We start from the raw sequence: 14,841 nt of genomic DNA, 5'->3' as shown, positions 1-14,841 counted from the left end.
CCCTTATTAATCAACCATTTAATCAATTGGCTCAGCTCTTGCTATCGATCAGGCAATGGCAGCCAACGGTGGTTGCTCACTGAACGACAAAGGCGTCGCTTCACCTTTCGCTCCTGCGATCCGGTGATGCGGCGCCTTTTGCGTTTCGCCCCAGCGTCCGGGGTTTATCTGGGGACGGACCGCGATCCGGCCGCTCCATTGGCAACTCTCTCAACCCAGCTGTGGCTACGGCCGCAGGGCGTTGCGCCATAAGCGCAGCGCCTCCCCGGCGGGTCCGGCAGCGTGCCCACGATCACGCTGCCGCATCCGGCCGGGATTCTTCCTGCTGATGAGGTGTTCGATGAATACGAGTTTCTGGAAAGCCGGCCACGCACCCACCCTGTTCGCCGCCTTCCTCTATTTCGACCTGAGTTTCATGGTTTGGTACGTGCTCGGCCCGCTGGGTGTGCAGATCGCCGCCGACCTCGGCCTGACCACCCAGCAGCGCGCCATGATGGTGGCCACGCCGATCCTGGCGGGTGCCGTCCTGCGGTTCCTGATGGGTCTGCTGGCCGACCGCACGTCACCGAAGACCGCTGGTCTCGTCGGCCAGGTAGTCGTCATCACGGCGCTGGCCGCCGCCTGGCAGCTCGGTGTCCACAGCTACGAACAAGCCTTGCTGCTCGGCCTGTTCCTCGGCTTCGCCGGCGCCTCTTTCGCCGTCGCGCTGCCTCTGGCGTCGCAGTGGTACCCGCCGCAACATCAGGGCAAGGCGATGGGCATCGCCGGCGCCGGCAACTCCGGTACCGTACTGGCCGCGCTGTTCGCTCCCGGCCTGGCTGCCGCATTCGGCTGGAGCAACGTGTTCGGCCTGGCGCTGATTCCGCTGGTACTGACTTTGATCATTTTCGCCAGCGTGGCGAAGAACGCACCGGAACGGCCGAAGCCGAAAGCCCTGGGCGATTACCTGAAGGCCTTGGGCGACCGCGACAGCTGGTGGTTCATGTTCTTCTACAGCGTGACCTTCGGCGGTTTCCTCGGCCTGGCCAGTACCTTACCCGGCTACTTCCACGACCAGTACGCGTTCGACCCGGTCAAGGCCGGCTACTACACCGCCGCCTGCGTATTCGCCGGTAGCCTGCTGCGACCGCTGGGCGGCGCGCTGGCCGACCGCATCGGAGGCATCCGCACCCTGCTGATGATGTACACCCTGGCGTCGCTGTGCATCTTCATGGTCGGCTTCAATCTGCCCAGTTCCACGGCGGCGCTGGGCCTGTTCGTCATCGCCATGCTCAGCCTGGGTGCCGGTAACGGCGCGGTCTTTCAACTGGTCCCTCAACGCTTCCGTCGCGAGATTGGTGTAATGACCGGCCTGATCGGCATGGCTGGCGGCATCGGCGGCTTCTGCCTGACCGCCGGCCTGGGCGCCATCAAGCAATCCACCGGTGATTATCAGCTTGGGTTGTGGCTGTTCGCCAGCCTCGGCGTCATGGCCTGGATCGGCCTGCATGGCGTCAAGCAGCGCTGGAGAACCACCTGGGGATCGGCCGCCATGACCGCCGCCCGAGTATGACTACGGCCGACCTGCCGATGAACGCCATTCAGCGGGAAATCGCACCACGCGGCCCGTCCGCCGCCCTGCAACTGACCTTCGGCGAAGCCAGCGCCACCGGGCCGCGCGAGGAAAACCAGGACGCCATCCGGGTGGTGACGCCCGCCCCGGCGCTGGCCGCCAGCAAAGGCTACCTGTTTGCCCTCGCCGACGGCGTCAGCCAGTGCGCCGACGGCGGGCTGGCAGCACGCGCCACGTTGCAGGCGCTGGCACTGGACTACTACTCCACGCCGGAAACCTGGGCAGTGGCGCAATCCCTGGATCGCCTGCTGGTAGCCCACAATCGCTGGCTCCAGGCCAACGGCGGCGGCCAACCGCTGCTGACCACACTCACCGCCCTGGTGCTGCGTGGCCGGCGCTTCACTCTTGCCCATGTCGGCGATTGCCGGGCCTACCGCTTCCATGCGGGCCATCTCGAACGATTGACCGAGGACCACGTGTGGGAACAGCCGGGCATGCAGCACGTGCTCAAACGTGCGCTTGGCCTGGATCAGCACTTGGTGGTGGACTACCTGGACGGCGAGCTGCACGAGGACGAAAGCTTCCTGATCGTCAGCGACGGCGTCTGGTCGGTGCTCGGCGACCCGGCCATCCGCAACATTCTGAAGGACGAAAGCGACCCCACGGCCGCCGCCCAGGCCTTGGTCAACGCCGCCCACTTGGCGGGCAGCCGCGATAATGCCAGCGCCCTGCTGCTGAAGGTCGAAGAGCTGCCCGAAGGCGCCCTGGCCGACACCCTCGCCCAATTGGCCCATTGGCCGCTGCCACCGAAACTGCGCGAAGGCCAGACATTCGAGGGCTGGCAGGTCGAACGGCTGCTTGGCGAATCCCGCCAATCCATGATCTATCGCGTCCGCGATAGCCAGGATCGCCGCTGGCTGCTGAAAACGCTGCCGCCAAGCCGCCAGGACGAACCCAAGGCCGGGCAGTCCCTGCTGCTCGAGGAGTGGTTCCTGCGGCGCGTCGCCGGACGCTATTTCCCGGAGGTCCACCCGCTACCGCAGCGCCAGCATCTTTATTACGTGCAGCGTGAGTACGCCGGGCAGACCCTGGCCGAACACCTGCGCCTGTCCGGCCCGCTGGCCCTGCCGGAGTGGCTGGATGTGGCGCCCCGCCTGCTCCGCGCCATCGGCATGCTGCATCGACGCAACATCCTGCATCGCGATATCAAGCCGGAAAACCTGCTGTGGGGCGACGACGGCGAACTGCGCGTACTGGACTTCGGACTGGCCTTCTGTCCCGGGCTTTCCAGCGACGAAGCTCATGCGCTTCCAGGGACTCCCAGCTATATCGCCCCTGAGGCCTTCACCGGCGCCGCGCCACACGCACAGCAAGATCTCTACGCTGCCGGCGTGACGCTTTACCACCTGCTCACCGGCCACTATCCCTACGGCGAGATCGAGCCGTTCCAGCACCCACGCTTCGGCGCTCCGGTGCCGGCCAGCCGCTATCGGCCCGACCTTCCCGCGTGGCTCGACGAGAGTCTGAACCGTGCCCTGGCCACCGACCCGGCACAGCGTTTCGAGACCGCCGAAGAATGGCTGCTCAATCTGGAACAGGCCGAACGCCAGGCGCTGAGCCAGCGCCCACGCCCCTTGCTGGAGCGCGAGCCGCTGAAGTTCTGGCGCGGCCTGGCTTGCGCTTCGCTGCTATTGCACCTGCTGATGCTCGTGATCTGGCTGTACCGCCACTGATCTGTCGGCGGCCAGCCTGGCTATCGACGAACCGGGCTGGTTGCGGCAGCCCGCGAACATATCGAGATCGGTGCTATAGGCCTGGGTCTGCACCCCCAACAGGCCCAGCATGGTATGGAAGAGGTAGTCCTGGCTCAGCGTCGCATCGCGCTGCTCCGCCACGCACTGCGTGTCGACGCCGGCGGTGCGCTGAAAACCCGGCGAGAACCAGGCAACACTAGCGATATGCTTCTGTTCGACAGGCGCGAAGCCGTAGGGCATGCCATGCAGGTACACATTGTATTCGCCCAGGGATTCGCCGTGATCGGACAGGTACCACATGGCGGTGTCGACCTTGCCCTGGTTGGCGCGCAAGGTATCGATCAGGCTGGCCAGGACGTGGTCGGTATAGCGGATCGTGTTGTCGTATCCGTTGATGATGTTTTCCCGGGAGCAATCGCTCAGCTCGTTGCTGACGCATACCGGCGTGAAATGCTCGTAGGCCGCCGGGTAGCGCTTGTAGTAGGCCGGCCCATGGCTACCCATCTGATGCAGCACCAGCACGGTGTCGCGTTCCAAGTGGTCGATGAAGCCCTGCAAATCCTGCAGGAGTATCTCGTCATGGCATTCGCCATCGCCACAGAGCGCGGGGTCCTTCAGCTTGGTCATGCTCTGGAAGACGACCCGGTTGCAGGTTTCCTTGCAGCCGGCCTGATTATCCCGCCACACGACGTCGTAGCCGGCCCGTTTGAGCACATCGAGCAGGTTTTCCTGGCTCTTGGCCACGCTATCGCTGTAATGCGCACGGGTCAGGTTGGAAAACATGCAAGGCACCGATACCGCCGTTTCGGTCCCGCAGGAATGCATATCGGTGAAGCTCACCACACCCTCCTCCCGTCGCAGCTCTGGCGTGGTGTCGCGCTCGTACCCGTTGAGGCCGAAGTTCTCCGCGCGGGCGCTTTCCCCCACCACCAGCACCATGAGTGTCTTGCGCCCGTCGGCATCAGCCCGGACCACTCGGACCGCATCCGTGCCGATTGGCCGCAGCGGCCCCTTGGCCGAGGTAGTGACCCCATGTACATAGCTGATCAGTGCGCCGACCGCGTTGCTCGGGGTGAGCTGCAGGTGAATCTCGTGATGGTTGCGGAACAGCGACGACAGGGTCTGGTAGTCGAGCATGGCGATTGCCACCATCACCGCCGCCGTTGCACCGCCGCTGGCCAGTTTGCTCAACAGTTCACGCGGCCATGATCGATAGCGAACCGGGATGCGCCACAACAACCAGACCGGTAGTACGCCCAGCACGACAAGATAGACACCCAGCTTCAAGGTGAGCAGATCGCCCACTTCGGAAGCATTGGTTTCCATCGCGTTGCGTAACATCTCGGTGTCGATCATCACACCGTACTGGTTCATGAAATACGCAACGCCAGCGGCACACAGCAGCAGCACTGTCAGCAGAGGTTTGAACGTCCAGCGGAACGCCAGCGCTGTGAGTACCAGATTGAAAGCGGCCATGAACAGGATGCCGATTACCAGCAGCGTGAACAAACCGCTAACCACGCCATGGGGTGCGACCACCTGATACAGGTGCCGCCAGAGCGGCACGTTGTAGAACAGCAGAAACACGCCGCTGACAATCAGGGTGAGCCACTCGGGGCGAACGGGACGAATATTCAGCATGACAGGACAGCCATCGGAAAAGGTGGCGCAAGTCTCTGCAAGCCGTCGTCAATATTGTGTGAAAAAAGCCTCGCAAAAATGTCAGGGCCTGCTCGAAGTCTAGCGGGCCAGAGCCCTGCAAGACGTCAGCCCCCAAGAACAGATCGGCCACTTAGCTGATTACAACACGCAGCAGACCTTGAGCACGCTGTTGGCGCCCCGGATACGCACAGCAAGCGTGCACCGCGCTACAGCATGGTGCACTCGACGCATCGCACACGCCTGTCGGCAGGCCGCATTCCCCCATTAACCGGGGCTTTCGCCAATCTGGCACGCCCCCTGCTTAGAGACAGGTACATCGAGCACGGCCTTCAATGGTGAACGGCGGCGCTCCCCCGGCAGCCCAAGGCTTATGACGGGAACGGACAAAGGCGTCCTCGCTAGTACTAGCGGGACGCCTTTTTTGTTGCCTCGAAATTTCATGAACACCCTGCGCGCAGGCTCGGTTCACGGAGACACCCGATGGAAAAACTCAAACTCGTGATGATCGGCAATGGTATGGCCGGCGTGCGCACGCTGGAGGAGTTGCTCAAACTCACCCCCGATCTGTACGACATCACCGTATTCGGTGCCGAGCCCCATCCGAACTACAACCGCATCCTGCTTTCCCCAGTCCTGGCGGGCGAACAGGCCTTCGAAGAGATCGTGCTCAATGATCTCAACTGGTATGCGGAGAACAACATCCGCCTGATGCTCAACCGCAAGGTCGTGAAGATTGACCGGGTCAAGCGCCGGGTCATCGCCGAAGACGGCACAGAGGCCGAGTACGACCGCCTGCTCATCGCCACCGGCTCCAATCCGTTCATCCTGCCGATCCCGGGTAACACGCTGCAGGGCGTGATCGGCTATCGCGACATCGCCGACACCCAGATGATGATGGCTACCGCCGAGACCCATCGGCATGCGGTGGTCATCGGCGGCGGTCTGCTCGGCCTGGAAGCGGCCAATGGCCTCAAGCTGCGGGGCATGGACGTGACCGTCGTGCACATCGGCGACTGGCTGATGGAGCGCCAGCTCGACCCCACCGCCGGCAAGCTGTTGCAGACGGCCCTGGAAAACCGCGGCCTGAAATTCCTGCTGCCGAAGCAGACCGCCGAACTGATCGGCAACGACGAAGGCCGGGTCAAGGCCGTGCGCTTCGCCGACGGCGAGGTGATCCCGGCCGATCTGGTGGTAATGGCCGCCGGTATCCGCCCGAACAGCGAACTGGCGGAAAAGGCCGGCATTCCCTGCAACCGCGGCATCCTGGTCAACGACACCCTGCAGACCTACGACCCGCGCGTCTATGCCGTCGGCGAATGCGCCAACCACCGAGGCATCGCCTACGGCCTGGTCGCCCCGCTGTTCGAGCAGGCCAAGGTCTGCGCCAACCACCTGGCCATGCTCGGCTTTGCCCGTTACCAGGGCTCGGTAACCTCCACCAAGCTCAAGGTCACCGGCATCGACCTGTTCTCCGCCGGCGATTTCATGGGTGGCGAAGGCACCGAGACCATCACCCTCTCCGACCCCATCGGTGGGGTCTACAAGAAGCTGGTGATCAAGAACGACATCTTGGTCGGCGCCTGCCTCTATGGCGATACCGCCGACGGTGGCTGGTACTTCCGCCAGATTCGTGAAGACCACAATGTCAGCGAGATCCGCGACCACCTGATGTTCGGCGAGAACGCCCTCGGCGACACCGGCCACCAAGGCCAGAACAAAGCCATGTCGATGCCCGACGACATGGAAGTCTGCGGTTGCAACGGCGTATGCAAGGGCACCATCGTCAAGGCGATTCAGGAACACGGCCTGTTCTCCGTCGACGAAGTGAAGAAACACACCAAGGCCGCCAGTTCCTGCGGCTCCTGCGCCGGCCTGGTCGAACAGATCCTGATCAACACCGTCGGCGGTGCGGCGGATGTGAAGCCGAAGAGCGAGAAAGCCGTGTGCGGCTGTACCGACCTCAACCACGGCCAGGTGCGCAAGGCGATCCGCGAGCATCACCTCACCAGCATCCCGGACGCCATGGCCTTCATGGACTGGAACACGCCGAACGGCTGCGCCACTTGCCGTCCGGCACTGAACTACTACCTGATCTCGACCTGGCCGGGCGAGGCCAAGGACGATCCGCAATCGCGTCTGATCAACGAGCGCGCCCACGCCAACATCCAGAAGGACGGCACCTACTCGGTGGTTCCGCGGATGTGGGGCGGTGTGACCAGCCCGTCCGAACTGCGCCGCATCGCCGATGTGGCCGACAAGTACGAGATTCCCATGGTCAAGGTGACCGGTGGCCAGCGCATCGATCTGCTGGGCGTGAAGAAGGAAGACCTGCCGAATGTCTGGAAGGACCTCGACATGCCCTCCGGCCACGCGTACGGCAAGTCCATCCGCACCGTGAAGACCTGCGTCGGTAGCGAGTTCTGCCGCTTCGGCACCCAGAACTCCACACAGATGGGTATCGATCTGGAGCACGCCCTGTTCGGCATGTGGTCGCCGCACAAGGTCAAGCTGGCGGTCTCCGGCTGCCCGCGCAACTGCGCCGAATCCGGCATCAAGGACGTCGGCATCATCGGCGTGGACTCCGGCTGGGAGATCTACATCGGCGGCAATGGCGGCATCAAGACCGAGGCCGGCGAGTTCTTTGTCAAGGTGAAGAGCGCCGAGGAAGTCATGGAATACAGCCTGGCCTTCCTCCAGCTCTACCGCGAAGAAGCGTTCTACCTGGAGCGCACCGTGCACTACATGCAGCGTGTCGGCCTGGAACACATCAAGAAAGCCGTGCTGGACGACGAGGAACGTCGCAAGGCGCTGCACCAGCGCTTGCTGTTCTCCCTGAGCTTCGAGCAGGACCCGTGGAAAGAGCAGGTCTCCAAGCCGCAATTGAAGAAAGAATTCGACCGCATCGCCGTGCGCGAACTGGAGGTGGAAGCATGAACTGGCTGGACATCTGCGCCCTGGACGAGATCAACGTACTCGGCTCGCGCATCGTCGTGGGCCCGAAAGGCGACATCGCCATCTTCCGCACCTCCAACGACGAAGTCTTCGCCCTCGACGACCGTTGCCCCCACAAGGGGGGGCCGCTGTCCCAGGGACTGATTTACGGCAAGCGTGTTGCCTGCCCGCTGCACAACTGGCAGATCGATCTGGAATCCGGCGAGGCCCTGGCGCCGGACGTCGGATGCACCCACAAGTACTCGGTGAAAGTGGAAAACGGCCGCGTCCTGCTCGCACTCGAGGAAGCCTCCCTGTGTGCCTGAATGTCGTAGCGGCAGCCGCCCACCCTGGGCCACGCCGCGTTCAGCGTCGTATTGCGGGAGCCTTGCCATGCCTCTGAATGCCGAAACCCAAGTGACCGCCTCCACCTGCTGTTATTGCGGGGTCGGCTGCGGCGTACTGATCGAACATGACGATACCCGTGTGCTGGGCGTGGCTGGAGACCCGGCCCACCCTGCCAACTTCGGCAAACTGTGCAGCAAAGGCTCCACCCTGCACCTCACCGGTGATCTGGCGGCACGCGGGCTTTACCCTGAGCTGCGCCTAGGCAAAGGCCTGGCCCGCTCACGCACCGACTGGGACAGTGCCCTGGGCCATGCCGCCCACGCGTTTGCCGAAACTATCCGCGAACACGGCCCGGACAGTGTTGCGTTCTACATCTCCGGGCAATTGCTGACCGAGGATTACTACGCCTTCAACAAACTGGCCCGGGCCCTGGTCGGGACCAACAACATCGACAGCAATTCGCGCCTGTGCATGTCTTCCGCCGTGGTCGGCTACAAACGCAGCCTGGGTGCCGACGCCCCGCCCTGCAGCTACGAGGACATCGAGCAAAGCGACTGCATGCTGATCGCCGGCAGCAACATGGCCTACGCTCACCCGGTGCTGTTCCGCCGCCTCGAAGAAGCCAAGGCCAGGCGGCCGGACATGAAGATCATCGTGGTCGACCCCCGTCGCACCGACACCTGCGATCTGGCCGACTTGCACCTAGCGATCCAGCCGGGAACCGATGTCGCCCTGTTCCACGGCATTCTGCACATCCTGATGTGGGAAGGCTGGATCGACCGTCGCTTCATCGACGCCCACACCCAGGGCTTCGACGAACTGAAAAGCCTGGTACGCGATTACAGCCCGGCGATGGTTGCCGAACTCTGTGGTATTTCCCTGGACGATCTGCAAGCCTGCGCCCGGATGATCGGCAGCGCGCCGAGTTTCCTCTCGCTCTGGTGCATGGGGCTCAACCAATCCAGTGCCGGCAGTGCGAAGAACAGCGCCCTGATCAACCTGCACCTGGCCACCGGCCAGATCGGCCGCCCCGGCGCCGGCCCGTTCTCCCTCACCGGCCAGCCGAACGCCATGGGCGGTCGCGAAACCGGCAGCCTGTCCAACCTGCTACCCGGACATCGCGACGCCGCCAACCCCCAACATCGCGCCGAAGTGGCGGATTACTGGGGCGTCGATGCGCTGCCCGACGCGCCGGGGCTGACCGCCATCGAACTCTTCGAAGCGGTTCGGGCCGGCAAGATCAAAGCCCTGTGGATCGCCTGCACCAACCCGGCGCAATCGCTGCCGGATCAGCAGAAGATTCACGAAGCCCTGGCGACCTGCCCCTTCGTCGTGGTGCAGGAAGCCTTCTTCACCACCGAAACCTGCCGCTACGCCGACCTGCTGCTGCCCGCTGCCAGTTGGGGCGAGAAGGAAGGCTCGGTCACCAACTCCGAACGGCGCATTTCCCATGTGCGCCGTGCCGTGCCAGCGCCCGCAGAGGCGCGGCCGGACTGGGCGATCACCTGTGACTTCGCCCGCCGCCTGGAACAGTATGTCCGCCCCGGCCTGCCCAGCCTCTTTGCCTTCGATAGCCCGCAAGCGCTGTTCGAGGAATATAAACAGCTCACCGCCCAGCGCGACCTGGACCTTTCCGGTATCAGCTACGCGATCCTGGACGACCAAGGTCCCCAGCAATGGCCGTTTCCGGCCGGCGCTCACAGCGGTACGCCGCGCCTCTACGGTAACGGCGTGTTCCCGACCGAGAACGGCCGCGCCCGTTTCGTCGCCGACGCCTACCGACCGCCGAAGGAAACGCGCGAGGCTCGCTTCCCGTTGACCCTCAACACCGGCCGCCTGCGTGACCAATGGCACGGCATGAGCCGTACCGGCACGGCCGCCCGGCTGTTCGGCCATGTCGAGGAAGCGGTGCTCAACCTGCATCCCGAGGAACTGCGCCGGCGGCACCTGCGCGACGGGCAACTGGTTCGCGTCCGCAGCCGCCGCGGCAGTCTGGTACTGCCGGTCCAGAAGGACGAGAACGTGCGTCCGGGCCAGGCCTTCATGCCCATGCACTGGGGTGACCGATTCCTCAAAGGGCTGGGCAGCAACGTGCTGACCCTGCCGACGTTCGACCCGCTGTCCAAGCAGCCGGAGCTCAAGCATGCCGGCATCGAAGTGGAAAAGGTCGAGCTTCCCTGGCAGTTGTTCGCCCTGGTGGAAGGCGATGTACAAGTGCGTTTCCAGGCGCTGCGCCCGCTCTTCGAGGGCTTCGCCTATGCCAGCCTCGGCCTTGCCGGACGCGAACGCCCTGCCCTGTTGATCCGGGCTGCCTGCCGCGAAGCCCCCTCCGGCGAGCTGCTCGCCCGAATCGACCATCTGCTCGGCCTCGATCAGGGTCCTGTACTGGCCTATGACGACCCGCGTCGCGCAGTCGGCAAGCGCGTACGCATCGAGGATGGCCGAATAGTCTCGCTGCGGCTCGCCGGCGAAACCGCCGCCCGCGACTGGCTCAAGAGCCTCTGGCTGGATGGCCAGGCCGATGCCGACTTGCGCCGCTGGCTGCTGGCTCCGATCAGCACGCCGCCCGGCACAGCCGCCGCGAAAAAAGCCGGCAAAGTCTTGTGCAACTGCATGAACGTCAGCGAAGACTCGGTTTGTACCGGCATCAGCCGTGGCCTGGACCTCGGCGGGCTGAAACAGGAGCTGGGTTGCGGAACCCAGTGCGGCTCCTGCGTCCCGGAAATCAAGCGATTGCTGGCCCAACAGCCGCAGTTGGCAAGTGCATGACCGTAAGAGCCTGTTTACGATCTTGCGAGCTAGAGCCATGCAAGGCAAAAACCGGCGAGGACGCGGAGTTTACGAGCTTGTAAATGAGCAGTCCGAGTCGGTTTTTAACGCAGCAGGGCCGACGCGCAGCAGATCGTAAACAGGCTCTAAGGCGAATCCATTCGCCAATGCACGCCGGCAGCAACATCGTCCGGCACAGAGGAGGTAAAGATGAGCGGTAAAGTCTGGCTGGTCGGCGCGGGTCCTGGCGACCCGGAACTCCTGACCCTCAAGGCGGTGCGGGCCCTCGGCGAGGCCGATGTGGTGCTCATCGACGACCTGGTCAATCCAGCGGTACTGGAATATTCCAGCCCGGAGGCCCGGATCATTCCAGTCGGCAAGCGCGGCGGCTGCCGATCCACCCCACAAGCCTTCATTCATCGGCTGATGCTGCGCTACGCCCGCCAGGGCAGGTGCGTGGTTCGCCTGAAAGGCGGTGACCCCTGCATTTTCGGTCGTGGCGGCGAAGAAGCCGAGTGGCTGGCCGAACGGGGAATCCAGGTCGAGGTCGTCAATGGAATCACGGCCGGGCTGGCCGGCGCGACCACCTGCGGTATCCCTTTGACGCTGCGCGGCATCAGCCGTGGCGTGACATTGGTCACCGCACACACCCAGGACAACAGCAGCCTCAACTGGAAAGCCTTGGCCCAGAGCGGCACCACCCTGGTGATCTACATGGGCGTGGCCAAGCTCGACGAGATCAGGGCATGCCTGCTCGAAGCCGGTATGCCGGCCCGCATGCCCGTTGCGATGATCGAAAACGCCTCCCTGCCCCAGCAGCGCGAGTGCCGCAGCACCTTGGAAGACATGCAGGAAAGCGCTGTGGCCTTCCGATTGAAGAGTCCGGCCATTCTGGTCATCGGCGAAGTCGCCGCGACCAAGCAAGCGCTCCCCCTGGTGCAGAGTGCCTGACCGCTTCGCTCCTGCGGAGCTGTTCGTTGCCCGGCCTATGGCCGGGCTTTTTTATTGTTCTACCTGGAGGGGAGAATTCATTCGCCCAGCGCAATGAATTGGGCGAATAAATTTGCCTCTACACGAACGGCTTTGGAGCGCCGTCCGGTTTTTCCAGGCAAAGAAAAACCCGGCCTGGGCCGGGTTTTTCCGAAGCGCGAGCCGAATTACTTGGCTTCGGCTTCCACTTCCGCTTCCACGCGACGGTTCACGGCGCGGCCGGAATCGGTAGCGTTGTCGGCAACCGGGCGGGACTCGCCGTAGCCGACAGCGTTCACGCGGCTGCCTTCCACGCCGTACTGGTTGACCAGCACGTCACGCACGGCATTGGCACGGCGCTCGGACAGACCCTGGTTGTAGGCGTCGGTGCCGACGGAGTCGGTGTGGCCTTCAACGGTAGTGGTGGTCTGCGGGTACTGCTTCATGAAGTCAGCCAGGTTCTTGATGTCACCATAGCTTTCTTCCTTGACCACGGACTTGTCGAAGTCGAACTTCACGTCCAGCTCGACGCGAACCACTTCGGCAACGGCCGGGCAGCCATTGGCGTCGACGGTGACGTTGGCCGGGGTATCCGGGCACTTGTCGACGTTGTCGCAAACGCCGTCGTTGTCGCTGTCGGCGCAGACTTCAGCCACCGGCTCCGGAGCCGGCTCGGCTGCAGGCTTGGAGGAGCTGCCGCCGAAGTTCATGCCGACACCTACGCCAGCCATCCACTCGGCTTCCTGGGCATCCAGGTTGTACATACCGTCCAGGCTCGCCTTGGCGAAGAAGTTCTCGGTGAAGTAGTACTTCAGGCCAGTGCCAACGTTAGCGAAGGTGCTGTGGTCACGACCGGTGCGCGGCGGAATGTTGCTGATATTCTGGTGCGCGAAGCCAGCGGACACGTACGGACGCAGGCCAACGCCCGGCTGACCGAAGTGGTAAACGGCGTCCAGAGAAGCCAGGTTACCCTTGATGTCCTTGTGGCCATCCGGCGGGAAGGAGTCATTGGAGGTCATGTCGTGGTATTCGCCATACGACAGAGCCAGGGAGACATCGTCGGTCAGGAAATAACCGATGGAGCCGCCATACAGATTGCCGTTTTCGATATCGCGAGAGCTATCAGTGAAATAGCGCTTGCCGAAAGCCTCCACCTCGACCGCGCCTTGGCCTTGGGCCAGCGCGCCCATCGAAGATGCGGCAACCAGAGAGCCAATGACAACGCCTAAGGTGTTTTTCAGTTTCATCCGTAAATCCCCATCATGGTGGTAATTCAGTTGTCGAACAATCGGGACAACTTGGTCAGCGATTTTACCAGACCTCGCCCGAGCATAAGAGAGGTAAATCCCAACTAAGTTTCGGTTGTCCCGGAAAATTTCTCGCGCAATCGATCCAAGGCTCGCTTGTATCGCATTTTTGTTGCGCTCAATCCCATATGCATGATGTCAGCGATTTCCTGGAATTCGAGTTCTGCAACAAAACGAAGCACCAGAATTTCCCGATCGATCGGGTTGACATGCACCAGCCAGCGATCCAGCCCGCCCCTCTCCTCTACTTTCGGAGCCTTCTCATCGGAGGCCTCTTCCAGCGGATCGAGACTCAAGGCATCCATCAAGCGGCGTTTTCTCCGCTCTTTGCGGTACTGTGTGATGCACTCGTTATAAGTGATGCTATATAGCCACGTCTTGAACTTGGACTTGCCTTCGAAGTTCTTCAGTCCATAAAGAACTTTAAGCATCACTTCCTGACAGACATCGTCGGCGTCGCGCTCGTTCCCCAAATAACGGGCACATACGTTGAACAAGGTGCGCTGATAACGACGCATCAGCTCCTCATAAGCCCGGGTAATGTGGAACAGCTCGACGTGCGCACGCTGCACCAGCTCTTCATCGGTGAGCTCGCGGGGGTCGTAACGCGTGGAGAGCGAGTGGGTTTTGTTCAAAACGAGTCGGGCCGAAGTCAGGTCAATAGCCGCCATGCCCGGTGATCCCCCGGGCTCAGATGGCGGCATACATTAGCAGGAATAGCGCGTCAGCGGCTGCTTACCCGTTGCTCGAGGAGGCTGCGATTGGCCACGGAAACCAGTTCGCCCTCATCCGTCAGCAGGATGGTCTTGACAGTGCCGATCTCTTCGATCTGCCCTTCCAGCTCGCCCACCTTGACCTGTTGGCCGACTTCATAGAGTTCACGCACATAAATGCCGGCAATGATCTGCCCGGCAATTTCCCGGCTACCTAACCCCATCGCCAGCGCGACGGCCAGGCCGATGGAAATCAGCACGATGGCGATGACGTTGTTGAGCAGGTCGGTCTTGACCTCCAACTGACCGATCGCCACGGAGAGGCTGATGATAATCACCAGCCCCTGGGCAATACGACCCAGCCCGTTGGCATAGTCCAGTCCCACACCTTCGGCGGCGCTGCGCACCAGGCCGTTGGCCAGTTGCGCCAGCAACACCCCGGCGAGCAGCACCAGGGCAGCCCCGAAGACCTTCGGCAGGTACAGGGCAAACACATCGAGGGTAGCGGAAACCCGCTGCAGCCCCAACGATTCAGCGGCGGAAACCAGGAAGATCAGGAGGACGAACCAGTAGACGATCTTGCCGATCAGCGTCGAAACCGGCACCTGGATGCCTGCCCGACCAAGCAGCTTGGTCAGCCCCGTGCCGGCCATCAACCGATCCAGGCCAACCTTGGCCAGCACCTTGGACAGCAGCGTATCCAGCAGCTTGGCCACGACGAAGCCCAGTAGCACCAGAATCAGCGCGACGAACAGGTTGGGAATGAAGTTGGCAACCTTGGTCCAGAGTGCCGTCATCGCAGTCACCAGGCTTTGGGTCCAGAGATCGAGTTCCAT

At 62.9% G+C, this 14,841-nt stretch carries 10 protein-coding genes; 6 read left to right on the top strand and 4 right to left on the bottom strand.

The features are described 5' to 3' along the window. The first annotated feature begins 340 nt into the window (after nucleotides 1-340). The gene (locus BZL41_RS18355; RefSeq protein WP_095600640.1) at nucleotides 341-1,552 is read left to right on the top strand and encodes an MFS transporter; all 1,212 of its coding nucleotides are present in this window, start codon (nucleotides 341-343) and stop codon (nucleotides 1,550-1,552) included. A gap of 17 nt (nucleotides 1,553-1,569) precedes the next feature. Continuing rightward, nucleotides 1,570-3,285, top strand: a complete 1,716-nt coding sequence (locus BZL41_RS18350) for a bifunctional protein-serine/threonine kinase/phosphatase (RefSeq protein ID WP_095600691.1) — start codon at nucleotides 1,570-1,572, stop codon at nucleotides 3,283-3,285. Here BZL41_RS18350 and BZL41_RS18345 read toward each other — a convergent pair. After that, the gene (locus BZL41_RS18345; RefSeq protein ID WP_095600639.1) at nucleotides 3,241-4,947 is read right to left on the bottom strand and encodes a phosphoethanolamine transferase; all 1,707 of its coding nucleotides are present in this window, start codon (nucleotides 4,945-4,947) and stop codon (nucleotides 3,241-3,243) included. The two genes, BZL41_RS18350 and BZL41_RS18345, sit on opposite strands and share 45 nt — an antisense overlap. Nucleotides 4,948-5,448: 501 nt before the next feature. Between BZL41_RS18345 and nirB the strand changes: the two genes are divergently transcribed. The 4 genes from nirB to cobA all read left to right on the top strand — a co-directional run bounded on the left by nirB (nucleotide 5,449) and on the right by cobA (nucleotide 11,967). Continuing rightward, nucleotides 5,449-7,902: a nitrite reductase large subunit NirB gene (gene nirB, locus BZL41_RS18340; RefSeq protein WP_095600638.1), complete on the top strand. Its 2,454-nt coding sequence runs from the start codon at nucleotides 5,449-5,451 to the stop codon at nucleotides 7,900-7,902. Next, nucleotides 7,899-8,225: a nitrite reductase small subunit NirD gene (gene nirD / locus BZL41_RS18335; protein WP_095600637.1), complete on the top strand. Its 327-nt coding sequence runs from the start codon at nucleotides 7,899-7,901 to the stop codon at nucleotides 8,223-8,225. The genes nirB and nirD overlap by 4 nt, the downstream gene beginning before the upstream one ends. A 67-nt stretch (nucleotides 8,226-8,292) precedes the next feature. Continuing rightward, nucleotides 8,293-11,016, top strand: coding sequence for a nitrate reductase (locus BZL41_RS18330; protein ID WP_095600636.1), 2,724 nt, complete (start codon nucleotides 8,293-8,295; stop codon nucleotides 11,014-11,016). Nucleotides 11,017-11,226: 210 nt separating this feature from the next. After that, on the top strand, nucleotides 11,227-11,967 hold the full coding sequence (cobA, locus tag BZL41_RS18325; protein WP_095600635.1) for a uroporphyrinogen-III C-methyltransferase: 741 nt from the start codon (nucleotides 11,227-11,229) through the stop codon (nucleotides 11,965-11,967). A 206-nt stretch (nucleotides 11,968-12,173) separates the two neighbouring features. On the opposite strand, the gene BZL41_RS18320 is transcribed toward cobA, so the two are convergent. From BZL41_RS18320 to BZL41_RS18310, 3 genes are all read right to left on the bottom strand, one after another. Further along, nucleotides 12,174-13,232 carry an OmpA family protein gene (locus BZL41_RS18320; RefSeq protein ID WP_084333709.1) on the bottom strand — a complete coding sequence of 353 codons (1,059 nt, stop codon included), beginning with the start codon at nucleotides 13,230-13,232 and terminating at the stop codon, nucleotides 12,174-12,176. Nucleotides 13,233-13,336: 104 nt separating this feature from the next. Further along, nucleotides 13,337-13,927 (bottom strand): RNA polymerase sigma factor SigX, encoded by a 591-nt coding sequence (gene sigX / locus BZL41_RS18315; protein WP_095600690.1) that lies wholly within the window; start codon nucleotides 13,925-13,927, stop codon nucleotides 13,337-13,339. A gap of 89 nt (nucleotides 13,928-14,016) precedes the next feature. Next, complete coding sequence (locus tag BZL41_RS18310) at nucleotides 14,017-14,841, bottom strand: mechanosensitive ion channel domain-containing protein (protein WP_084333710.1); 825 nt, start codon at nucleotides 14,839-14,841, stop codon at nucleotides 14,017-14,019.

It is taken from the genome of Pseudomonas sp. PIC25, from assembly GCF_002286785.1.
Taxonomy (GTDB): Bacteria; Pseudomonadota; Gammaproteobacteria; order Pseudomonadales; family Pseudomonadaceae; genus Pseudomonas_M.
Note: the sequence above shows the minus strand (reverse complement) of the source record. Positions and strands in the feature narration are given on the sequence as shown.